Source organism: Kitasatospora sp. NPDC052896 (assembly GCF_044547075.1).
In the GTDB taxonomy this organism is placed as follows: Bacteria; Actinomycetota; Actinomycetes; order Streptomycetales; family Streptomycetaceae; genus Kitasatospora.
The window spans coordinates 503,286-523,993 of sequence record NZ_JBITZU010000002.1; the positions used below are offsets into that span (position 1 = coordinate 503,286).

Sequence of the window (20,708 nt, forward strand, 5' to 3'; positions counted from 1 at the left end):
TTGTGTGTCGCGGTCATGTCCGCCGATGTCCGCGAGGTGTGGGACAGCTGGTTGACGCTGCGCGGTGGGCGGTGAACAGGGAGCGGGCCCTGACGGGGAGGTGCCCGAATGGGCGGGAGGCACGACGCTTGCGGAGTGGGGTCAGGTGGAGCACCCGCGAGTGATCCGGATTGCGGCTGAGGGTGGTTGGCACCAAGGGCGGGCCCGGCGCGGGCGCTCGGCGGGTCTGCCCCGCGGCAGGGCACGACTGCGAGCCGGGGCGGCGCCGGCTCCCTCAACGAACTGGCCGGCGTTGGTCAGGGGTTGGCCGCCAGGGCTCGGGCCAGGGCTGTGCGGGAGCGGACGCCGAGCTTGCGGTAGACGCGGGAGAGGGTCCCCTCCACCGTCTTGACGCTGACGAAGAGGGCTGCGGCCACCTCCCGGTTGGTCGCGCCGTCGGCGGCCAGGCCGGCGACCCGGTGCTCGCTCGCCGTCAGGCCGGCGCCGTCCGGACCGGACCAGCCGTTGGACTGCTCCAACCGTTCCAACTCCCGTTCCACCCGGGCCAGTAGCGGGAGTGCCTGTCGCTCGGCGCAGATGTCGCGCGCTTGGAGCAGCGCCTCGCGGGCGGCGGAACGGTGGCGCGAGCGACGTTCGACCGTGCTGAGTGCGACCAGGGTTCCGGCGGCCTCGAGTGGCAGTCCTGCGCTCAGCAGCCGGTCGGCGGCCCCGCGCAGCCGGGCGGCACCCTCGCGGACCTGACCGAGGCCCGCCCGGACCAGGGCCTCCGCACGGTCCAGGGCGGCCCGGGTGCCCGCCCCGGCGAGCTCGCCGGGGAGCTCGGCGAGGAACTCGCCGGTGCGGGGGTCGGGGCGGGGGTCGGCCGGGTGCGCGGGAGTGGGTGCGGTGGCGGTGGGGGGTGCGGCGCCGGTGGGGAGCGTGGCGGTGGGGAGCGTGCGGCGCGGTTGCTCTGGGTCGCGAGCGGGTGGGGCGGCAGGGGCACGGAGGTCGGGAGGCCCCAGGAAGTCGGGTGGGTCGACTTCGAGGGGCTCGGGGCAGGACAGTTCCAGCCGGCGGGCCTCGGCGATCACCTGTGCGGCTTCTCCGTACTCCCCCAGGGCGACCAGGCCCTCGGCGAGCGTGCCGAGGCGCCGTAGGGCGGCCGCGTCCGCCAGGCCCGACTCCGTGCTGAGGCGGCGGGCCTCCTGGAGTGCCTCGACGCCTGCCGCCACCGCCGTGGAGTTGGCACGCAGCAACTGGGCCTCGCCCAGGACCCCGAGGGCCGCGAGCTGGTGCCGGCGGTCGCCGCGCGCGGTCGCCGCCGAGGCGGCCCGGGTGGCGGCGTCGCAGGCGCGGGACGCCTGGCCGCCGGCCAGCTCGGCGACGGCGATCGCGTGCAGGGCGAGGGCGGTCAGCGGGCCCGGGGTGGGCTGGTCGACGAGCCGGCCGGCGGGGTGCGCGGTCGAGGCGGTGGGCGGCGAGCTCAGCTGTTCACCGGAGCTCGCGAGCAGTTCGGCGAGCCGGGTCGCCGAGGCGAGGGCGGACGCGGCCGACCCGTCCGCGGCCTGGGCCCGCACCAGCAGGGCCAGTGCCCGGACGGTCTCGGTCAGTCCACCCTCCCGGTCCGCCCGGGCGAGCAGGGCGACCGCACCGGCCACGGCGGCCGACGGCTGGTCCGCCGCCAGCTGGAACGCGAGCCGACGGTGGCTGAGGTCCCAGGCCGGAGCGGCCGGGGCGGCGGCGCGCGCGAGGGCGCAGGCCTGGGCGAGGGTCCGCTGGGACAGGTCGGATTCGCCGCGTTGGGCCTGGACGGTGGCGAGCAGGCCGAGGCAGGCGGCGAGGCGTTCGTCGTCGTCCTCCGCCGCGCGCGCCAGTGCGACGGCGGACCGGGCCTCTCGCAGCGCCTGCTCGGTCCGCCCGGCCAGCAGCGCGTGCTCGGCCGCGCAGTGGCGCAACTCCGCTTCCAACGCGGCCCCTTGCTCCGGGGCGTCGCGTACCTCGGCGATCCCCGAGGCGATCAGGACCGGTGACGGGTCCACGACGGTGGCGGAGCGCAGCGCGATCACTCGGGCCCGGGTGCGCAGCGCGAGGACGGTGGTGGCGGCCCGGTGGATGCCGCACGGCGCCGGTGGCCGGACGACGGCACGGGTCGTGCTCGGCGCGGCCCCCGGCTGGGACTCCGGCGAAACCGCGGGTGGCAGCAGGGCGACCGCCCGCGGTGCACCCGGCGCGGCCGCGCCGGACTGCGCCGGCGTCGCCATCGGCTGTTCGACCAGGCGGGTCAACAGAGTTGACGGCACGGCCGCGCCCCTGGACCGGCCGGGCGCGCGGGCCGGCGGCTCCGGGGTGGTGGTGGCCAGGACGGCGTGGGCGAGCTGTTCGGCCTCGTCGAAGTGGCCGGCGTCGTGGGCGAACTGCGCGGCGGTCAGCAAGCGTTCCGCGCGGGGGTGCGGCGTGCGGGCGTGGCACGCCTCGAGTGGCGTGTGCTGGACCGCGAGGAGTGCCAACTCAGCTGCCTGGCCGGCCCGGCCGGCGGACCGAGCCCGGGCGGCGGCGGTCGCGAGCCGCGCCGCCGTGGGCTCGTCCGGCCCGCCGCCGCCTGCCAGGGCGCGCAGGCGTGCCCGCTCGCCCGGATCGGCGGTGACCGCGGCGAGGTCACGACGAGCCGCCGCGAGCTCGGCCGGCGAGGTTTCGGCCAGCAGCACGGCCCGGACCAACGGTTCCACGAATCGCAGCACCCGGCCGGCCGACCCCCCGTCCGCCACGGGCGCGTCCGGTGGGCACCGGCGGTCGTCCGGCAGGGCCAGCTCGATCAGGTCGGACCGGAGGAGCGCGACGAGCACCGGCTCCGGGTCCTCCCAACCACCGGCCGCCCGCAGCTCGGCTGGCGTCGGCCGGGCGCCGGCCGCCACCAGCAGCAAGGCCCGGCGCGCCGGCGCGGCGAGGCGCGGCAGCCGCTCCCGGACCTCGCGGCGCAGCACGGCCGGCAGCGGGATCGGCGTCGGAGTCGGCCGCGCACCGCCCGACGGCACGTCCGTGCGGGCGAGTTCGAGCGCGTACCGGGGGTTGCCGGCGGCCAGGGACTGGACACCGCGGAGGAGGGCGGCCGGCAGCGGGGCGAGCAGTTCGGCGACCGCGCTGGGAGCGAGCAGGGGCACGGCGAGCCGTACGGTCTCCGGCGGGCAGACCCCGGCGGCGTCGGCGGATCCCACGTCCGCCAGGGCGGTGCGCTCGGTGGCGAGCACCCGGATGCCCAGCCGCCCGGCCCGGCGCAGCACGAAGCGGAGAACCTCCGCCGTGGGCGCGTCCAGCCACTGCAGGCCGTCGAGCACCAGCAGCAGGCTCCCCGCCCGGGCCCCGGCCACCTCCGCCTCCGCCAGTGCCCGCAGGACGTGCAGCACGCCGACCCGCAGCGCCAGGCGGTCCGCCGCCCCCGACGGCCGACGGCCGCGCAGCAGGGCCGCGCGCAGGGCCGCGCGCGGAGCGTCGGCGAGTGGGTTGAGCAACGCGTCGAGCCGCTGCTCGGGCAGCTCGCCGAGCAGGTCGTTCAGGCCGACGTACGGCAGCTCGCGCTCCTCCCGGGCCGGCGCGCAGTGCAGCACGGTGGTGCCCGCCCCGACCCACTCGACGGCCAGCGCGTCCGTCAGCGCGCTGCGCCCGATCCCGGCGGGCCCGGCGAGCAGTACCGCCCCGGTCGACCACAGCGCCGCCCGGGCGGCCCCTAGGACGGACTCCCGTCCGACCAGGCCGGTCGACCGGTGGCCACCCCGGTGCCCGTCGCCGCCTCGCCCCGTCCCGTCCGCGCGCATCTCGGACCGCCCCTCCCGTGGACCCCGCACCACCAGGCACCCGCCATGACCCTGACACCTCAGAGCAGACGGATGTTCATCTTCAGCCCCGCACCCGGTGGCCCGTCAATGCATTCGACAGCACCGGTGCGGACACGAAACGTAGAGTTCACACGGCTTGACCGGGCGTGACGAGAAGTCAGCCCAGCCGACTCCCCCGGCGCGCACCCCGGGGACGGTCGACCGGCGACGGGAGGACGGATCGGACGGCGATCAGGCGGCTTCGAAGCCCGAGTGCCCGGCGATCTTCTTCAGCTCCGCCAGCGCGTGCTTCTCGATCTGCCGGATCCGCTCCCGGGTCAGCCCGTGCTGCTTGCCGACCTCGGTGAGGGTGCGCTCGCGCCCGTCCTCCATCCCGTAGCGGGAGCGGATGATCGAGGCCGTCCGGTCGTCGAGCCGGCCGATCAGGTCGTCCAGCTCCTCCCGGCGCAGCATGACCAGCACCGCGTCCTCCGGCGAGACCGCGCCGGTGTCCTCGACCAGGTCGCCGAACTGGGTCTCCCCCTCGTCGTCGACCGCCATGTTGAGGCTGACCGGGTCACGGGCCCAGTCCAGCACGTCCTTGACCCGGGCCTCGGTGGTGTCCAGCTCGGCGGCGACCTCAGCCGGCTCGGCCTCCCGGCCCAGCTCCTTGGACTTCTCGCGCTGCACCCGCCGGATCCGGCCCAGCTCCTCGACCAGGTGGACGGGCAGTCGGATGGTCCGCGACTGGTCGGCGATCGACCGGGTGATCGCCTGCCGGATCCACCACGTCGCGTACGTGGAGAACTTGAACCCCTTGGCGTAGTCGAACTTCTCGACCGCGCGGACCAGGCCGGCGTTGCCCTCCTGGATCAGGTCGAGCAGCGGCAGGCCGCTGCGCGGGTAGCGCCGGGCCACCGCGACCACCAGCCGGAGGTTGGACCGGATGAAGACGTCCTTCGCGCGCTCGGCGTCGGCGGCTATCGCCTCCAGCTCCTCGTGCGTGACGCCCTCGGGGAGCGCGGACCCGCCGTGCTCGGTCTCGTCCAACAGGTGCTGGGCGTAGACGCCGGCCTCGATGCGCAGCGACAGCTCGACCTCCTCGGCGGCGTCGAGGAGGGGCGTCCTGGCGATCTCGTCGAGGTACATGCCGACCAGGTCGCGGTCGGTCTCAAGGTTGGTCGGGCGGGCCGTACGAGTCCGGTCGGCCCTGTCGCGAACGACGGCACGGGTGGCCATGCTTGCTCCTTGCTGATGGTGCCGGAACTGGCTCTCGGCGACGACACGCCTCCTGACGTGCGACCCGAAGGTCTCGCACGTAACGATCCAACGTGCAGATTCCGGACAACATTCCCAAGTCGCTCAGATTCTTCGGGAGATGCAGTATCCTGCCCGTTTTCACCCCGACCATGGACGCGCGGTGACTGATCCGGCACCTGACGTGGCGGATGACCGAGCACCCACAGGGGTCGCACACCGCACGCGCCGGGTCCGCCGTCAGGAGTCCCAACGCCGGGACGGGCCGAATCGATCCCCGACCCTCCAAGCGCAAGAGATGCCAAATCGCTATACATCCCCCATCGGAACGACTCGCCCCGCGGGGAAGGTGTCAGCCATGCACCTGACGAGTCCCAGCAGTCCGCGCCCACAGCGCGTCCGACTCCCGCGCTACGCGGCGATCGCCGGTGGCGCGGCCCTGCTCTTCGGACTGCTGCTGACCCTGGTCGACCACCACTGGGGCCCGCTGGCCCGGCTGGACCAGGGCTGGACCGGCGGCCTGCACGACGTCGCCCGAGGCCACGCCGCCTGGACCGCCTCACTGCTGACCATGACCGCCCTCGGCGGCCCGACCGCGATGCGGATCCTGCTCGCGCTGGCCGCCGCCTGGCTCTGGGCGATCGGCGCCCGCACCCTGGCCGGCTGGACCGCGGCGCAGGCCGTGGTCGGCTGGGCCGCGCACCGGGCCGCCGCCGCCCTGATCGCCCGGCCGCGACCGTCCTTCGCCGACCCGGTGGCGCACGCGGCCGGCCCGGCCTTCCCCTCCGGGCACGCGACCGCCTCGGCGATCACCACCGCGGCCCTGGTCGCCCTGGTCTGGCCACGGGCCCCCCGGTCCGGCCGGATCGCCGCCTGCGCGCTGGCGGCCGGGGCCACCGTGCTGATCGGCTTCACCCGGGTCGCGCTGGGGGTGCACTGGCCGAGCGACATCCTGGGCGGCTGGTTCCTGGCGGTCGCGGTGCTCGGCTCGACCACCGTCGTCGTCGAGCTGCTCCGCCCGGGCGCGCTCTCCCGCGACGTCCGCCGGGTGGACTGGCGAACCAGACCGCGGGTGCAGAGCGTCCTCGCCTCCACAGTGCCGTTTCCGGAGTTGCCACCCCCCGGGAAGCTCCACGGGGAGTTCGAGGCGAGTGACTCCGACCCGCGGTGAGATACCTCACACGAGTGGTCCGGTGGTCCAGCGGGAGAGAAGAGGACAGTGCAGTACCAGCCGTGCCAGTCCGGGCGCAGCCAGGACAAATGCGGAGTAAATCGGGCAATTGGCAGCGAATTTCGGCCAAGTTCACCTGACTGCCCCTCGGTCGACCTGGCTGGTTCGCGCGCTGGAGATCTCTGCCACATGGCACCGGACTCCACATCGAGTGCCCAGGTAGGGCAGACTGCTACGCCTGGGCATAGCCATGCCCGGAGCGGGGGAACCGGGCACGACGGCACGGCGACCGCCGGTCGTCCGGACCCCGCGCCAGCACGGCGGGTCCGCAAGCCGACCACCCGCCGCGCCCGCACTGCGGCAGTCCCGCAGCAGCACCTGCCCAGGCACCGAGCGACGGGGGTCCGATGACCACGCACACGTCGGGGGAGCCGTACGGTTCGTACGGCCCGCCCGAGTCGTACGGGTCACCCGGAGCGCAGGGGGCCTACCCGCAGGAGACGGCCTACCAGCAGGGGTCCTACCCGCAGCAGGACGGCTACGGCCAGCAGGGCGGCTACGGAACGCCGGAGCCGTACGGCTCGTACGGTCCGCCCACCGGCTACGGGCCGGCCGAGGCCCAGCCCGTCCCGCCGCAGCAGCGACCCGCCCCGGTCGCCCCGCCGGCGCAGCCCGTCCGGCCGCCGCACGACGACCAGCCCACCATGGCCCTGCGCCCGATCCCGGCCCAGGGCTTCGGTCCGGCCGACTCCTCGTACGCGCCGCCGGCCGAGCAGCTGCCGAGCCAGCGCGGCCCTGCCGAGCAGCCCGCCCCGCAGCAGGAGCAGCCCGGCAAGGCCGCCTCGGACGGCCGCAACGGCCTGATCATGGCGCTCGGCACGCTGGCCTCGCGCGGGCTGGGCTTCGTCCGCGCCTCGATGATCGTCGCCGCGCTGGCCACCGGCCCGCTGGGCGACTCCTTCAACGTCGCCAACTCGCTGCCGAACACCGTCTACATGATGCTGCTCGGCGGCGTGCTGGCCTCGGTCTTCGTCCCGGAGCTGGTGCATGCCGCGCAGACCCACAAGGACGGCGGGGTGGCCTACACCGACCGCCTGCTGACCATCTGCCTCGTCGCCCTGGTCATCCTGACCGCCGCCACCTGGCTGTTCGCCCCGATGGTGGTCGACCTCTACTCGCACTTCCCGGGCCCGCAGCGCGAGCTGACCATCGCCTTCGCCCGCTGCTGCCTGCCGCAGATCTTCTTCTACGGCGTGTTCACCCTGCTCGGGCAGGTGCTGAACGCGCGGGACAACTTCGGCGCGATGATGTGGGCGCCGGTGCTCAACAACGTGGTGTCGATCGCCGTCTTCGGCCTCTACATCGCCACCGCGCACGGGGTGCACGACATCGGCCGGGTGACGAGCGGCCAGGTCGCGCTGCTCGGCTGGGGCAGCACGCTGGGCATCCTGGTGCAGACCCTCGGCCTGATCCCCGCGCTGCGCAAGGTCGGCTTCCGCTGGCGCCCGCGGTTCGACTGGCGCGGCGCCGGCCTCACCAAGCCGCTGCGCTCGGCCACCTGGGCCCTGCTGCTGGTCCTGGTGACCCAGCTGGCCTTCGCCGTGATCACCCAGCTGAGCACCGGCGCGGGCACCCTGGCCGAGAAGGCCGGGATCAAGGCGGGCCTCGGCAACTTCGCGTACACCAACGCCTACAACCTGTTCGTCATGCCGCAGGGCGTGATCACCATCTCCCTGGTGACCGCGATCCTGCCCCGGATGGCCCGCTCGGCCACCGCGGGCCGGCTGCAGGAGATCGGCGCCGACATCTCCCAGGTGCTCAAGAACTCGGCCGGCATGATCATGACGGCCACGGTGCTCTTCGTCGCGCTCGCCTCACAGATCTGCAACCTCGCCTACCTGCACGGCGCGGCGACCCCCGGCGACACCTGGGTCATCGCCCAGCTGCTGATCGCCTTCGCGATCGGCCTGCCGGCCTTCTGCGCCCAGTACGCGCTGGCGCGTGGCTTCTACGCGCTGGGCGACGCCCGCACGCCGTTCTGGCTGACCGTGGTCAGCTCCGGGACCAACGCGGCGCTCTCCGCCGTCGCGTACTTCGCGCTGCCGCCGCGCTGGATCGTGATCGGCATGGCCTTCGCACAGTCGGTGGCCTGCGTGGTCAACGTGGTGATCACCGGCCGGGCGCTGGGCCGCCGGCTGCGCCGCGGGGCTCCCGTGCCGCCGGAGCCCGCGCCCACCGGCTCGCCCGAGGAGACCATGGTGCTGCGCACCCCGGTCACCACTCCCCCGATCGTCCGGACCGGGCGCAGCGGCCTGGACGGGCGCCGGGTCTTCGGCTTGCACCTCGGCCTGCTGCTGGCCTGCCTGCCCGGCGCGTTCGTCGGGCACTGGCTGGCCGCCCAGTGCAACGGCCTGCTCGGTTTCGGGATCCCCGGCAACCTGGTCGCACTCGGGGTCGGCTCGGTCGCCGTGCTGGCCTCGCTCTTCCTGCTCGCCCGGGTGTTCGGCGCCGGCTCGGCGGTCGCGCCGCTGGCCCGCAAGCTGCGGATCCCCTACCCCGAGCCGGCCGTCCTCGCCGGCAAGCACCGCCGCTGAGGCTCCCGGTCGGGAGCGACCCGGTCAGGTCGGGGCGCAGAGCAGGGCGGCCCGCAGGTCCAGCCGGTCATCCAGGTGGCCGAGGTCGCGGGCGGTCAGCTCCTCGATCCGCCGCACCCGGTAGTGCACGGTGTTGACATGCACGTGCAGCGCCTGCGCGGTGCGGGCCCAGGAGCAGTCGTGGGCCAGGAAGCTGACCAGGGTGGCCAGCAGCGCTCCGCCGGTGGCCCGGTCGTGCTCGACCAGCGGGTCCAGTAGTCGGTGCCGGAAGGCCGCGGCGACTCGGCCGGGATCCCGCGGACCAGCGCGGCCAGCGAGTCCAGCTCGGCGCTGGCACCCACCGAGCAGCCGCGTGGCCCGGCCGTGGCGGCCGCGTCCAGCGCGTAGCGGGCCTGGCCGAGCCCGGCCGCCAGTGCCCCGGCCCCGCCGGCCGTGCGCGGGCCGACCCCGGCGCGCAGGTGGTCACCGGAACCGCGCGCTACACCTTCGACCTGGACGACCACCGTGCACCGGCAGATCAGCGCCGGCGCGGTGGGCACCACCCCCGACCGGGTGGCGATCCGGCAGTCCGACACCGACGTGGTCCGACACGACACCGGCGCGTTCGGCTCGACCGGCACGGTGGTGGCCGGCAAGGCCGTGCTGAAGGCCGGCAACGCGCTGGCCGAGCTGCTGCTCGGCTTCGCCGCCGAGCACACCGGCACCCCGGTGGAGCGCTGCCGGCTGGTCGAGGACGCCGTGCTCTGCGGCGAACGGCGGCTCGCGCTCGAGGAGTTGCGGGCGGCGATGGTCGCGGCCGGCCGGGACACCGGCGCCGACGGGCACTGGGGCGGCACCCCGCGCTCGGTGGCGTTCAACGCCCAGTGGTTCCGGATCGCCGTCGATCCCGACAGCGGCGAGCTGCGGATCCTGCGCAGTGTGCACGCGGCCGACGCGGGCAGGGTGATGAACCCGATGCAGTGCCGCGGCCAGGTCGAGGGCGGGGTCGTCCAGGCGCTCGGCGCCACCCTCTTCGAGGAGGTCCGGGTGGACCGCCGGGGCGAGGTGGAGACCGCCGCCTTCCGCCGGTACCACCTGCCCGGCTACGCGGACACCCCGCGCACCGAGGTGCACTTCACGGAGACCGCCGACGCGATCGGGCCGTTGGGCGCCAAGTCGATGAGCGAGAGCCCGTTCAACCCGGTCGCCCCCGCGCTCTTCAACGCGGTCCGGGACACCACCGGCGTGCGCTTCACCAGCACGCCGCTCGGCCGCGACAGACTCTGGCTCGGCCTCCGGTCGGCTCGACCGACCGGGTGATCACCACGGCCCCCGGACCGCGTCCGCCAGTGCCGCACGCCGGCTCTCGTCGCAGCTGCGAGGGGACGGCCCGGGCACCTCCAGCGGGCTGTCTACGGTGGGTGCGGCAGGCCCCCGCGAGCAGATCGAGGTGTTTCGGCGATGACCCTGAGCATGCGCAACCAGCTCTCCGGCACGGTGCTCTCCGTCACCGAGGGGGCGGTGATGGCGACCGTCCGGGTCCGCACCGCGAGCGGTCGGGAGCTCACCTCGGCGGTGACCACCGACGCGGTCGCCGAACTCGAGCTCACCGTGGGCGCGCCGGTCACCCTGCTGGTCAAGTCCACCGAGGTGTCGCTGGCCACCGGGTCGGTGGACGGCCTGAGCATCCGCAACCGGATCCCCGGCACGGTCAGTCGGGTCACCACCGGCGGCGCGATGGCCACCGTCAAGGTGACCGTCGAGGACGGCGAGCTGACCGCGGCGGTGACCAGGGAGGCGGTCGAGGAACTCGACCTGGCCGCCGGCTCCCCGGTGACCGCGCTGGTGAAGTCCACCGAGCTGTCGCTCGCCTCGGCCTGAGCCCTCAGCCCTCCGCACGCAGTGGACGACGCACCCGCCGCCGCCACCGCTCCCCCCGGGCCAGGCTGCGCAGCCGGCCGAACCTGGAGAACCGCTCCCGGTCGGCCACCGAGGCCCGGTCCAGCTCCTCCATCAGCCGCCGGGAGCGGTGCTCCAGGTCCAGCTCGTCCAGGATCCGGTCGAGCTCGGCCAGCAGCGAGCCGTGCAGCTGCCAGGCCTTGGGGTACTCCTGGACCTTCTGCAACAGCAGCTGGGCCAGGTTCTCCCGGCTGGCGAGGGCGGCCGACAGCTCCGCGGCCAGCCGCTCCTCGGCCCCCTGGGCGTCCCGGCTCACCTGCGTGGTGACCAGCACGGCGAAGCTCACCATCGCCCCGCCGATGTGCGCGAGCAGCTCCTCCAGCGCCACCGAGACGTCCCCGGGGAAGAGCGGTTCGTCCGGCCCGCGCCGCTTGGCCAGGTCGGTGAGCGAACGGGCCAGCACCCGCACCACGACGACGCAGATCTCCAGGGTGTCCAGCCCGGTCCGGAGCACCAGCCGGGAGAGCAGGCCCTCGCGGATCCGCGGGTTCAGCCGCAGGCTGTCCTCGGCCTGCCGGAGCGCGGCGTCCACGTCGGCGACGGCCTGGTCGAGCCGGCGCGCCTCGTGCAGCCGGGCGGCGGCCCGTTCCACCGGGGTCGGGCCGCCCAGCTCGTCGGCGATGCTCAGCAGCAGGTGGCGGGCCCGCCGGGCGAGGCCCTCGATCGACTCGTTCGCGGTGTCCACCCACACCGGTGGCGCGAACAGGAAGTTGAACAGCAGGCCCACCCCGGCCCCGATCAGCGTCTCCAGCACCCGGTCCCAGGCCTGCGAGGCCAGCCTGGTCACCCCGAGCACCAGCATCGCGCTGATCGCCACCTCGTTGACGAACTCGTCCACCCGTACGAAGTGACCGATCGTCAGCGCGGCCAGGATGATCAGCCCGAGGCTCCACCAGGAGAGCCCCACCACCGAGCTGAACCCGATCGCGATCAGCACCCCGACCACCACCGAGTTCACCCGCCGGATGCTGGTGGTCAGCGTGGAGTAGAGCGTCACCTGCACCACCAGCAGGGCGGTCAGCGGCGCGGTCAGCGGCGCCGGCTCGTCGCTGAGCTGCAGCGCCACCACGTACGACAGGGTCGCCGCCACGGTCGCCCGCACCGTCTGCTCGACGACGGGCTCCCGCAGCCGGCGCCTCACCACTTCGATCACGTCACGACGTACCGGCATCCCCCTCTTCTTCCCGCCCGGCCGCCGTCACACCGGCGAGGCCGCCCGCGACAACCCGGATGCGCCCCCAACAGAAAGGCCACAGGCCCCGACCCGGCTGGGCGGAGGCCTGTGGCCTGCGGTTTCACTGTGCCCCAGGCAGGATTCGAACCTGCGACACCGGCTTTAGGAGAGCCGTGCTCTATCCCCTGAGCTACTGAGGCGGGGGCCTGTCGGGAACCCTGTCGGGAACCCGGCTGCGGGTCCTCGGCGAGGGTGAACAGGCGCCCAGGTCAGACAGCGCGCCGACACCCTCGGCAGCTCGTGGAGGAGATACCGTGCGGGCCGACAGCGGGATAGCCGACTGACCGATGACAGACTAGCGGATCGGGTCGCCCTGGAGGTCCGGGTGGCCGCGGGAGGGGTGGGTCCGCGCGCTTACACAGCGCTGACCAGGGGTTTTCGGGCCACCTCGGCGGAGCGGGCGGACCGGTTCCTCTGGCCGTCCGTCAGGTGGCGGTGTCCGGGCCCTCCGCTCGGGCCCCCTCACACCCCGGCCAACCGCCCGGGCGCGGGCCGCAGGTGGACGGCCCAGGTCAGCAGCAGGCAGAACCCGTAGTAGCCGAAGAAGCTGGACGGGCTGCGCGGGGGCGTGCTCCCGGTCTGCGTCGGCCCGGTCCGCGCCCAGCCGCTGGCCGACCTGGCGGTGCCCTCGCTCTGCCCGGAACGCGGCCGCCTCGGCGCCATGGTCCGCGCCATCGAGCTCGAACGGCAGCGCACACCGGAGCACGGCGATCAGCCGCATCAGGACGCACGGCGCGCGGCTGGCGCGGTGCGGCGTCCTGCGATACGAACACTACCTCCAGGCAAGTGTTGTCGTATGCAAGACTTCTTGCGTGGAAAACATACAACCTGACCATTGCGCTTCCTCTGGTCCCACCGATGAGGAGGTCCAGGCGTTCCAGACCGCCACCCGCGACCTGATCGGCGTGGCCCTGCGCAGCCTGGAGGTCCTGGCGGGCGAGGTCTCGCTGCCGCAGTTCCGGCTGCTGCTCGCCCTCGGCGACCTGGGACGCGTGCCGTCCTCGCAGGTCGCGCAGGCGCTCGGACTCGGAGCGTCGTCCGTGACCAGGCTGGCCGATCGGCTGCACGCCTCCGGCCACATCGTCCGCGGCGGCGAGGCGCACCACCGCAGCGTGGTCACGCTGGAGTTGACCGAGCGCGGCCGCCGGCTGGTGGAGGACGTGCTCTCCTGGCGCCGGCGCGAGCTGTCCCGGCTGCTGTCGACGCTCTCCCCCGAGCAGCGGGCCGCGACGGCCGAGGGCCTGACGGCCCTGCACCGGGCGATCGACTGCGCCGACGAGCTGGTCCAGCACGGGCCGGTGCCGTTGTGAGCGGGATCGCCGCCCCGGCGGCGCGCGGCGGCGCGAAGCCGCACCGCGGCGCCCATCTCGGCGACTTCACCGTCGGCCCGCGGATGCTGCTGATCACGGGCTGGGCGCTGCTGGTCGGCGCCGCCGGGGCGCTTGCCACCTTCGCCCTGCTGCGGCTGATCGGGCTGGTCACCAACCTGGTCTTCTTCCAGCGCGTCAGCACCACGATGACGGCGCCCGGCGGGCACCATCCGTGGTGGCTGGTCCTGCTGGCGCCGGTGGCGGGCGGTCTGGTGATCGGCCTGATGGCCCGCTTCGGATCGGAGAAGATCCGCGGTCACGGCATGCCGGAGGCGATCGAGGCGATCCTGACCGGCGGCAGCCGCGTCGCCCCCAAGGTCGCGTTGCTCAAGCCGGTCTCGGCCGCGATCAGCATCGGCACCGGCGGCCCGTTCGGCGCCGAGGGGCCGATCATCATGACCGGCGGGGCGATCGGCTCGATCCTCGCGCAGTCGCTGCGGCTGAGCGCGGACGAACGCAAGACGCTGCTGGTCTCCGGCGCGGCGGCCGGCATGGCCGCGACGTTCAACTCGCCGATGGCCGCGGTACTGCTGGCGGTGGAGCTGCTGCTCTTCGAGTGGCGGCCGCGCAGCTTCGTACCGGTGGTGGGCGCGGTCGCGGTCGCCACGCTCTGCCGGGGTCCGCTGCTCGGCACCGCGCCCGTCTTCCCCGTGCCGACCGCCGGGCTGCACGTCTCGACCGCGGCCGACGCGCTGTGCGTGGCGGCGGGGCTGATCGGCGGCGGGCTCGCGGTGGTGGCGACCTGGCTGGTCTACCGGGCCGAGGACGCGTTCGCCCGGCTGCCGTTCCACTGGATGTGGTGGCCGGCGATCGGTGGCGCGATCATCGGGGTCGGCGGCCTCTTCGAGCCCCGCGCACTGGGTGTCGGTTACGACGTCATCGACCAGCTGCTGACCGGACGCGCCACCACCTCGCTGATCATCGGCATCCTGGTGGTCAAGACCCTGATCTGGTCGCTGTCGCTGGGTTCGGGCACCTCCGGGGGCGTCCTCGCCCCGGTCTTCATGATCGGCGGCGCGCTGGGCGCGGCCGAGGGTCTGGTCTTCCCGCACGTGCTGCCCGGCTTCTGGGCCATGACGGGCCTGGCCGCCGTCGTCGGCGGCGTGATGCGCTCCCCGCTGACCGGCGTCGTCTTCACCCTCGAACTCACCCACGCCTGGCCGGCCGCGCTGCCGCTGCTGATCTCCTCCACCGCCGCCTACGCGCTCTCCGTCCTGCTGCTCAAGAGGTCGGTGCTGACCGAGAAGATCGCCCGCCGCGGCCTCCACCTGACCCGCGAGTACTCCACCGACCCGCTGGAGACCTTCTTCGTCGAGGAGGTGATGGACCGGCAGGTCGACCTGTCGACCCCGCCGGCGGGGAAGCCGCCCGCGGTGTTCGTGCGCCCCGACGACACCCTGCGCCAGGTGGCCCACCTCTTCGCCGAGCACGGCATCACCGAAGCCGCCGTACTCGCCCACCACCCGGCCGACCGAGCCATCGGCGTGATCCGGCTGCCGCACCTGCTGCACGCCCGCCTGCACGACCTCACCGAGGAGCACCACCGCCAGCGGCACCTGCCCCGGCCCGCCTCCTCCGAGCCGGCCCCGGTCACCGGCGGCACGCCGACGGACGGCAAGCAACCCGTCCTGGAGCACTGAACGCACGGCACCACGCACGACACCGCCCGGCGCAGTCGGGCACCGTCACGGGGCCCGTCAGTCCGTTGCCAACCGCTCCCCGCAGCGGCTGCAGTACACGGGGGCGACACCGTCGGGCACCGCGCCGCACCCGGGGCAGACCTGATGAAGCCAGCAGGCGGCCTCACCGCCCTGGTCGTCCACGGGCGCGACCCGTCCGGTGCCCCGAACGGCCAGGCCGGGACGCCGCCGGTGGACGGTGAGGTAGACCAGCCCGTCGGGCCCGGCGCGCAGGCCGCGCCGGGCGGCACGGGGCAGCCAGGCCAGGGCGCCGGCCCCGAGCGGCACCGTCCGCGCACCGTCGAGCAGGGTCCCGTCGCCCGCCACGACGAGCAGGAGCACGTCCAGGTCGTTCTCCCGGTGCTCGGCCACGACGGCGCCGGCCGGCAGGCGGATCAGGTTGGCGTCGAGCTGCCGGGCCGGCTCGGTGAGTCTCCACAGTGCGCCGCGCCGCTCCGGGCCGGCCTCGGCGACGCACTCGCTCAGGTCCGCCAGCAGGCGCGGCGTGTTGGTGGGGGGCATCGTCTGGGTCCTTTCCGACATCATCCGGTCGCCCGGTCCGGCGCCGTCCGGGGCACCGTCGTCCGCACGCCAGGCTCGCCGTGGGCAGGGCAAGTCTGGACCCTCGGACGGAACCCGCGCCGATCGGGCGACTCCCGGGCGAGCGTTCGCGCTTCCCCGCCGGCACGGCGTGTCGAGCACTCCGGACGGAGCTGTGCGAAGGTCCGAACCCGCCGGTAACCCATGGATCGACCTTCACTCGTTCGGCGGTATCCCGGCGGCGCCCCGGCGATCCGTCCACGGAAGGTGGGGAGGAGGTCGTCGCCCCGGAGCACCGAGGGAGCCCCCGATGCGGATAACCGTCTGCGCCAGCCAGGACCTGCCCGCCTGCCTGGCCCTCAACCGCCTGGTGCCGGCCCTCTCGGGCCACCACGTGCAGGTGCTGCTCTCGCACCTCGCCCCACCGCCGGAGACCGCGCACGGACCGCTCGCCCGCCTGCGGGCCTTCGAGCGGGACGTGCCGAACGAGGTGCTCTTCCCCGCCCTGGACCGCGCACCGGAGCCGAGCGGGCGCACGCTCACCTTCCACCACCTCAGCCGCCGGCACGGGTTCCCGCTGCACCCGGTCCGGCAGATCAACGCCGGCGACGGGCTGGGCCTGCTGGAGTCGTTCCACCCCGACCTGGTGGTCGCGATCCGCTTCGGCCACCCGTTCCGGGCTCCGGCGCTGCGGGTGCCCCAACTCGGCACGGTCCAGCTGCACGCGGGCGAACTGCCGCGCCACGCGGGGCCGTTCGGGCCGTTCCGGGCGCTGCTGGAGGGGGCCTCCTCGCTCGGCTGCCCGGTGCACCTGGTGGACGGCGAGCGGGTGGACAGCGGCCCGCTGCTGGCCATGCCCCGGCTCCCGGTGGACCAGCGGCACTCGCTCGCCTGGCACGTGGTGCACGCCTACCCGCTGGGGGTGCAGGCGCTGCTGGAGTGCCTGGGCCGGATGGCCGCGGGCGAGCTGCTGCCGGTCCGGCCGCAGTACGGCCCGCGGCACCTCCAGGGGCTACCGGGGGACGTCGAGCTGGCCGACTTCTCGGAGCGTGGCTGGCGGCTGGTCGACCCCTCGGACTACGCCGACTTCCTGCGCCCGTTCGCCTCCCCCGACCCCGAGCCGCACGCCACCCCGAGCGGCTACGGCCCGGCCGCCCCGGCGACCGCCACCGAGGCACTCGGCTGACACTTATCGGATGTTGATCGGCGCTCGCTAGCGTCCCGGCATGAGCGAAACGATCACCACTGACCTGGACAACTTCGTCCTCCTGCTGGAACGCCTCAAGGACTCGTTGGCCGACGACCTCGCCACCGCCGACCCGCCCGCCGCCGCCCGCGCCGAGGGCTGACCGCGGGCGGCCGTCGCGCACCGTGGCCGCCCGGTACCCCTCCGGTGCCCGGCTAACGGCGGGGGTCCTCGGGTCGCTACCATCGGCCTTGGTGATGAGCCGTACCAGTACGTCCCGGCGGACCTGACCGGGGTCCCTGCGAGCGGTCTTCACTCCGACCGGCCAACATGATCGTGGGCTGACGGTGTCGCCCCCGGTGCACAGGACCGGTGGCGAGAGATGAGATGCGATGCCGTGTCCAGGGGGACGCGGCGCAACCCGAAAGGCTCGTACGTGACTGCGCCCCAGGAGCACTCCTTCGCCGACCTCGGCAAGGTGCTGGTCATCATCCCGACCTACAACGAGGCCGAGAACGTCGAGAGGATCGTCTCGCGGGTCCGGACCGCCGTCCCCGAGGTGCACGTCCTCGTCGCCGATGACAACAGCCCCGACGGCACCGGCGAGATGGCCGACAAGATCGCCGAGCGCGACGGCCACGTCCACGTCATGCACCGCAAGGGCAAGGAGGGCCTCGGCGCGGCCTACCTGGCCGGCTTCCGCTGGGGCATCGACAACGGCTACGACGTGCTGGTCGAGATGGACGCGGACGGCTCCCACCAGCCCGAGGAGCTCTACCGGCTGCTGACCGCGCTGCGCGGCGCCGACCTGGTGCTCGGCTCCCGCTGGGTGCCCGGCGGCAAGGTGGTGAACTGGCCGAAGTCGCGCCTGCTGCTCTCCCGCGGCGGCTCCACCTACTCGCGCCTGATGCTCGGCGTGCCGATCCGGGACGTCACCGGCGGCTACCGCGCGTTCCGCAAGGAGACCCTGCTGGGCCTGGGCATGGACGAGGTCGCCTCGGCCGGCTACTGCTTCCAGGTCGACCTGGCCTGGCGCACGGTGCGGGCCGGTTTCAAGGTCGCCGAGGTCCCGATCACCTTCGTCGAGCGCGAGCACGGCGCTTCCAAGATGAGCCGCAACATCGTCTTCGAGGCGCTGGCCCGGGTCACCGCCTGGGGCCTGTCGGCCCGGATGGAGAAGCTCACCGGGAAGAAGAAGCGGTAACCCGCTCCCGGACGGGGGGGGGGGGGGGGGGCCGCCGGGGGGGGGGGGGCGCGCGGGGGGGGGGGGGGGGGGGGGGGGGGGGGGGGGGGGGGGGGGGGGTTGTCGGGGGGGGGGGGGGGGGGGGGGGGGGGCCGGGCCCCCGGGGGGGGGCGGGGCGCCGCGGTGGTCCACGACCCCGCGCCCCCCCCCGCGGCCCCCCCCCCCGGGCGGGGGGGGGCCCCCCCCCCGGGGGGGGGGGGGGCCCCACGGCGTTCGCGCGGGGTGCTCAGAGCGTCCGGGTCAGCCGGGACATGATCGACGGCGGTGCGAGGTCGCGCTGCAGCGCCACCGGGATCTGGAGCTTCTGGTCACCGTCACCGACGGTGATGGTGCCGACCTGGGTGCCGGCCTTGGCCTGGTGGCCGATCCCGCCGGACTGGCTCAGCGCGAGGGTCACCGTGACGCCGGCGAACCCGGTGGCCGTGACGTCCTTGGTGGCCACCAGCGGCACCTTGTCGCCCAGGCCGTCGTCCAGGTAGCCGACCACCTCGCCCTGCTTGGCCAGCACCTGGCCGGTCACCGCCTTCTGCCCGGCCGCGATGACCGGGGCACTGGCGAACTGGGCCGCCGTCAGGATGGTCTGAGTTCCGGTCGGCTGCTGACCGAGGGTCACCCCGAGGATCAGCTGCTTGGTCCCGTTCACGTCCTTGGTCGCGGCCCACATCAGGCAGCTGCCGGACGGCGTGCTGGAACCGGTCTTGGTGCCGATGATCCCGTTCTGCGGGCTCAGCAGGTAGTTGGTGTTGAAGATCCGGGTGCCGTTGATGGTGGTGTCGGGTTCGGCCACGATCTGTCGGAACACGTCGTTCTTCATCACCTGCTCGGCCAGCTTGAGCTGGTCCTGCGCGGTGCTCTTGGTGTTCGGGTTGTAGCCCGCCGCGTCGGCGTAAGTGGTGTTGCCCATACCGAACTTGGCCGCCTGGGCGTTCATCTTCTGGACGAACGCCTGCTCCGAGCCGGCGTCCCAACGGGCCAGCAGGCGCGCGATGTTGTTGGCGGAGGGGAGCATCAGCATCTCCAACGCCTCGTACTGGCTGATCTGTTCGCCCTCGGTGACCTTCGCCGTGGACTGGTCGGCGTCGCCGGACTCGTCCGCGGCGGCCTTGTCGACGGTGAGCATCGGACCGGTCTCGCCCTTCTTGAGCGGGTGGTCCTGCAGGATGATGTAGGCGTTCATCACCTTGGTGACGCTGGCGATCGGAGCCGGGGTCTCCGGGCCCGAACTGCCCAGGCTGCCCACCCCGACCACCTCGGCGGCGGCCTGACCGGCGGTCGGCCAGGGCAGCGTGGGCTGGGCACCCGCGAAGGTGTACGAGGTGGACAGGCTCATCCGGGTCTTGGCGGCCGGCAGCGGGCGCAGCAGCTGGGCGACCACCACGACACCGAGCACGAACCCGACGAAGACCGTCCAGATGGTGATCCGCTTGAGCGCACGGCGCAGCGGGGAGACCGGACGGGCGCTGAGGGCGGCGAGCACCTCCATCGCCTCGTTGGTGGTCTCCGGGACGGGCTGCGGGGCGGCGGGCGGCGGGGAGGTCGGCGCGGCGGCGGGGCGGGCGGCCCAGCTGGGCGCGGCGGAGCCGACGGCCACCGGCTCGCGCTCGACGGCGGGCTTGCCGGCGTCGGGCTTGGGCTTGGGCTTTCCGGCGTCGGGCTTGGGGTCGGGCTCGGCCTTGGGGTCGGGCTTGGGGTCAGTGGACTCCTTGGACTCGGCGGGCGCCGGGCGGCTGAGCAACATGGTGCGATCGCGGGCCGGAGGCTCCTCCCCCTCGCCCTCGTCGTCCTCGCCCTCGTCTTCCTCAGCAGCCTCGTCAGCCTTGGTGGGCGCCGGGCGGCTGAGCAACACGGTCCGGTCCCGGGCCGGAGGCTCCTCCTTTTCGGGGGCGTCCTCGCCCTCGCCCTCTTCCTCGGCCTCGCCCTCTTCCTCGGCCTCTTCCTCGGCCTCGTCAGCCTTGGTGGGCGCCGGGCGGCTGAGCAACATGGTCCGGTCCCGGGCCGGAGGCTCCTCCCCCTCGGACTCCGCGTCCTCGGACTCCTCGTCCTCGCCCTCTTCGTCCTCTTCCTCCGCCTCGTCATCTGCGGTGTCCCGGATGGCGATACGCGGGTCCGCTGAGCGGACGGGCCCGGGCACCTCGACGGTCAGCTCGTCGTCGGCCGCCTCGTCGGCTTCCTCGACGTCCTCCTCCGCGACCTCCGCCGCCGCAGGCTCCTCGGGCTCCTCGGGCTCCTCGGGCTCCTCGGGCTCCTCGGGCTCCTCGGAATCGTCGGTCGCCGCAGACTCGGCGAGCTCGTCAGCCTCCGCCGACTCCTCGTCAGCTCCCTCAGTCTCCTCGGCCTCCTCGGCCTCGGGCTCAGGCGCGGCCTCGGCCTCAAGCTCCGCCGCCGACTCCGCCTCGGACTCCTCGGACTCCTCGCCTCCCTCGAGCGCCCCGGCTTCCTCAGTCTCCTCGGCCGCCTCGGCCGCCTCGGCCTCCTCGGCTTCCTCAGCCCCCTCGGGCTCGGTCGGGATCCGTAGGAACGTCGTCCGCTGGTCCGCTTCGCGGACACGGAGTTGGACGGTCGAGCCACGCGGCCCCCCGGCCCGCTCGCCCGCCACTGCCGCCGCATCCTCCGTCGGCAGCTCCCGCTCCCCGTCGTGCCGCACCTTCTCCGGGGCCTCGCCCACGTATCCCGACCTCCTCATGCGCTCCGCGGGGCTCCCGCCGCCG

Annotated in this window: 15 protein-coding genes, 1 tRNA gene and 1 pseudogene; 9 read left to right on the forward strand and 8 right to left on the reverse strand. The window is 74.2% G+C overall.

Translation table 11 applies throughout. The annotated features are described in order from the left end of the window. Positions 1-296: 296 nt before the first annotated feature. Positions 297-3,788, reverse strand: a complete 3,492-nt coding sequence (locus ACIGXM_RS08375; RefSeq protein WP_396558173.1) for an AAA family ATPase — start codon at positions 3,786-3,788, stop codon at positions 297-299. 252 nt (positions 3,789-4,040) lie between these two features. After that, complete coding sequence (locus ACIGXM_RS08380) at positions 4,041-5,027, reverse strand: sigma-70 family RNA polymerase sigma factor (RefSeq protein WP_396558175.1); 987 nt, start codon at positions 5,025-5,027, stop codon at positions 4,041-4,043. A 376-nt stretch (positions 5,028-5,403) separates the two neighbouring features. Between ACIGXM_RS08380 and ACIGXM_RS08385 the strand changes: the two genes are divergently transcribed. Together ACIGXM_RS08385 and murJ are read left to right on the forward strand one after the other, a co-directional pair. Beyond that, entirely contained in the window at positions 5,404-6,216 is an 813-nt protein-coding gene (locus ACIGXM_RS08385; protein ID WP_396558177.1) for a phosphatase PAP2 family protein, read from the forward strand. Between the two features lie 407 nt (positions 6,217-6,623). Continuing rightward, positions 6,624-8,810, forward strand: coding sequence for a murein biosynthesis integral membrane protein MurJ (murJ, locus tag ACIGXM_RS08390; protein WP_396558179.1), 2,187 nt, complete (start codon positions 6,624-6,626; stop codon positions 8,808-8,810). Positions 8,811-8,834: 24 nt separating this feature from the next. On the opposite strand, the gene ACIGXM_RS08395 is transcribed toward murJ, so the two are convergent. Next, the gene (locus tag ACIGXM_RS08395) at positions 8,835-8,999 is read right to left on the reverse strand and encodes a helix-turn-helix domain-containing protein (protein WP_396558378.1); all 165 of its coding nucleotides are present in this window, start codon (positions 8,997-8,999) and stop codon (positions 8,835-8,837) included. 306 nt (positions 9,000-9,305) lie between these two features. On the opposite strand from ACIGXM_RS08395, the pseudogene ACIGXM_RS08400 reads away from it, so the two are divergent. Together ACIGXM_RS08400 and ACIGXM_RS08405 are read left to right on the forward strand one after the other, a co-directional pair. Further along, a pseudogene (locus ACIGXM_RS08400) lies at positions 9,306-10,109 on the forward strand (xanthine dehydrogenase family protein molybdopterin-binding subunit); the annotation flags it as partial. A gap of 141 nt (positions 10,110-10,250) precedes the next feature. Continuing rightward, positions 10,251-10,670 (forward strand): molybdopterin-binding protein, encoded by a 420-nt coding sequence (locus tag ACIGXM_RS08405; RefSeq protein WP_396558181.1) that lies wholly within the window; start codon positions 10,251-10,253, stop codon positions 10,668-10,670. Between the two features lie 4 nt (positions 10,671-10,674). On the opposite strand, the gene ACIGXM_RS08410 is transcribed toward ACIGXM_RS08405, so the two are convergent. The 3 genes from ACIGXM_RS08410 to ACIGXM_RS08420 all read right to left on the reverse strand — a co-directional run bounded on the left by ACIGXM_RS08410 (position 10,675) and on the right by ACIGXM_RS08420 (position 12,645). Beyond that, positions 10,675-11,919 carry an aromatic acid exporter family protein gene (locus tag ACIGXM_RS08410; RefSeq protein ID WP_396558183.1) on the reverse strand — a complete coding sequence of 415 codons (1,245 nt, stop codon included), beginning with the start codon at positions 11,917-11,919 and terminating at the stop codon, positions 10,675-10,677. Between the two features lie 130 nt (positions 11,920-12,049). After that, positions 12,050-12,122: transfer RNA gene (locus tag ACIGXM_RS08415), tRNA-Arg, on the reverse strand. Positions 12,123-12,444: 322 nt separating this feature from the next. After that, positions 12,445-12,645 (reverse strand): hypothetical protein, encoded by a 201-nt coding sequence (locus ACIGXM_RS08420; protein WP_396558185.1) that lies wholly within the window; start codon positions 12,643-12,645, stop codon positions 12,445-12,447. Positions 12,646-12,794: 149 nt separating this feature from the next. On the opposite strand from ACIGXM_RS08420, the gene ACIGXM_RS08425 reads away from it, so the two are divergent. Further along, positions 12,795-13,292 carry a MarR family winged helix-turn-helix transcriptional regulator gene (locus ACIGXM_RS08425; protein WP_396558187.1) on the forward strand — a complete coding sequence of 166 codons (498 nt, stop codon included), beginning with the start codon at positions 12,795-12,797 and terminating at the stop codon, positions 13,290-13,292. Then, entirely contained in the window at positions 13,289-14,992 is a 1,704-nt protein-coding gene (locus tag ACIGXM_RS08430) for a chloride channel protein (protein ID WP_396558189.1), read from the forward strand. Before ACIGXM_RS08425 ends, ACIGXM_RS08430 begins: the two co-directional genes overlap by 4 nt. Before the next feature lie 57 nt (positions 14,993-15,049). On the opposite strand, the gene ACIGXM_RS08435 is transcribed toward ACIGXM_RS08430, so the two are convergent. Further along, entirely contained in the window at positions 15,050-15,553 is a 504-nt protein-coding gene (locus tag ACIGXM_RS08435; protein ID WP_396558191.1) for a cupin domain-containing protein, read from the reverse strand. Positions 15,554-15,881: 328 nt separating this feature from the next. Here ACIGXM_RS08435 and ACIGXM_RS08440 point away from each other — a divergent pair, with 328 nt between their 5' ends. The 3 genes from ACIGXM_RS08440 (at position 15,882) to ACIGXM_RS08450 (ending at position 17,961) form a co-directional block, all read left to right on the forward strand. Beyond that, on the forward strand, positions 15,882-16,757 hold the full coding sequence (locus ACIGXM_RS08440; RefSeq protein ID WP_396558193.1) for a formyltransferase family protein: 876 nt from the start codon (positions 15,882-15,884) through the stop codon (positions 16,755-16,757). Between the two features lie 40 nt (positions 16,758-16,797). Further along, the gene (locus ACIGXM_RS08445) at positions 16,798-16,920 is read left to right on the forward strand and encodes a hypothetical protein (protein ID WP_396558195.1); all 123 of its coding nucleotides are present in this window, start codon (positions 16,798-16,800) and stop codon (positions 16,918-16,920) included. Positions 16,921-17,193: 273 nt separating this feature from the next. Beyond that, on the forward strand, positions 17,194-17,961 hold the full coding sequence (locus ACIGXM_RS08450) for a polyprenol monophosphomannose synthase (protein WP_396558197.1): 768 nt from the start codon (positions 17,194-17,196) through the stop codon (positions 17,959-17,961). Positions 17,962-18,226: 265 nt separating this feature from the next. Here ACIGXM_RS08450 and ACIGXM_RS08455 read toward each other — a convergent pair whose 3' ends face one another. Continuing rightward, positions 18,227-20,665 (reverse strand): hypothetical protein, encoded by a 2,439-nt coding sequence (locus ACIGXM_RS08455; RefSeq protein ID WP_396558199.1) that lies wholly within the window; start codon positions 20,663-20,665, stop codon positions 18,227-18,229. Between the last annotated feature and the right edge of the window lie 43 nt (positions 20,666-20,708).

Excerpts from the sequence above, each read along its gene's own strand:
- ACIGXM_RS08375 (WP_396558173.1), bottom strand. The coding sequence starts at position 3,788 with ATGCGCGCGGACGGGACGGGGCGAGGCGGCGACGGGCACCGGGGTGGC.
- ACIGXM_RS08445 (WP_396558195.1), top strand. The coding sequence starts at position 16,798 with ATGAGCGAAACGATCACCACTGACCTGGACAACTTCGTCCTCCTGCTG.
- ACIGXM_RS08440 (WP_396558193.1), top strand. The coding sequence starts at position 15,882 with ATGCGGATAACCGTCTGCGCCAGCCAGGACCTGCCCGCCTGCCTGGCC.
- murJ (WP_396558179.1), top strand. The coding sequence starts at position 6,624 with ATGACCACGCACACGTCGGGGGAGCCGTACGGTTCGTACGGCCCGCCC.
- ACIGXM_RS08435 (WP_396558191.1), bottom strand. The coding sequence starts at position 15,553 with ATGCCCCCCACCAACACGCCGCGCCTGCTGGCGGACCTGAGCGAGTGC.
- ACIGXM_RS08385 (WP_396558177.1), top strand. The coding sequence starts at position 5,404 with ATGCACCTGACGAGTCCCAGCAGTCCGCGCCCACAGCGCGTCCGACTC.
- ACIGXM_RS08380 (WP_396558175.1), bottom strand. The coding sequence starts at position 5,027 with ATGGCCACCCGTGCCGTCGTTCGCGACAGGGCCGACCGGACTCGTACG.
- ACIGXM_RS08420 (WP_396558185.1), bottom strand. The coding sequence starts at position 12,645 with ATGGCGCCGAGGCGGCCGCGTTCCGGGCAGAGCGAGGGCACCGCCAGG.
- ACIGXM_RS08410 (WP_396558183.1), bottom strand. The coding sequence starts at position 11,919 with ATGCCGGTACGTCGTGACGTGATCGAAGTGGTGAGGCGCCGGCTGCGG.
- ACIGXM_RS08405 (WP_396558181.1), top strand. The coding sequence starts at position 10,251 with ATGACCCTGAGCATGCGCAACCAGCTCTCCGGCACGGTGCTCTCCGTC.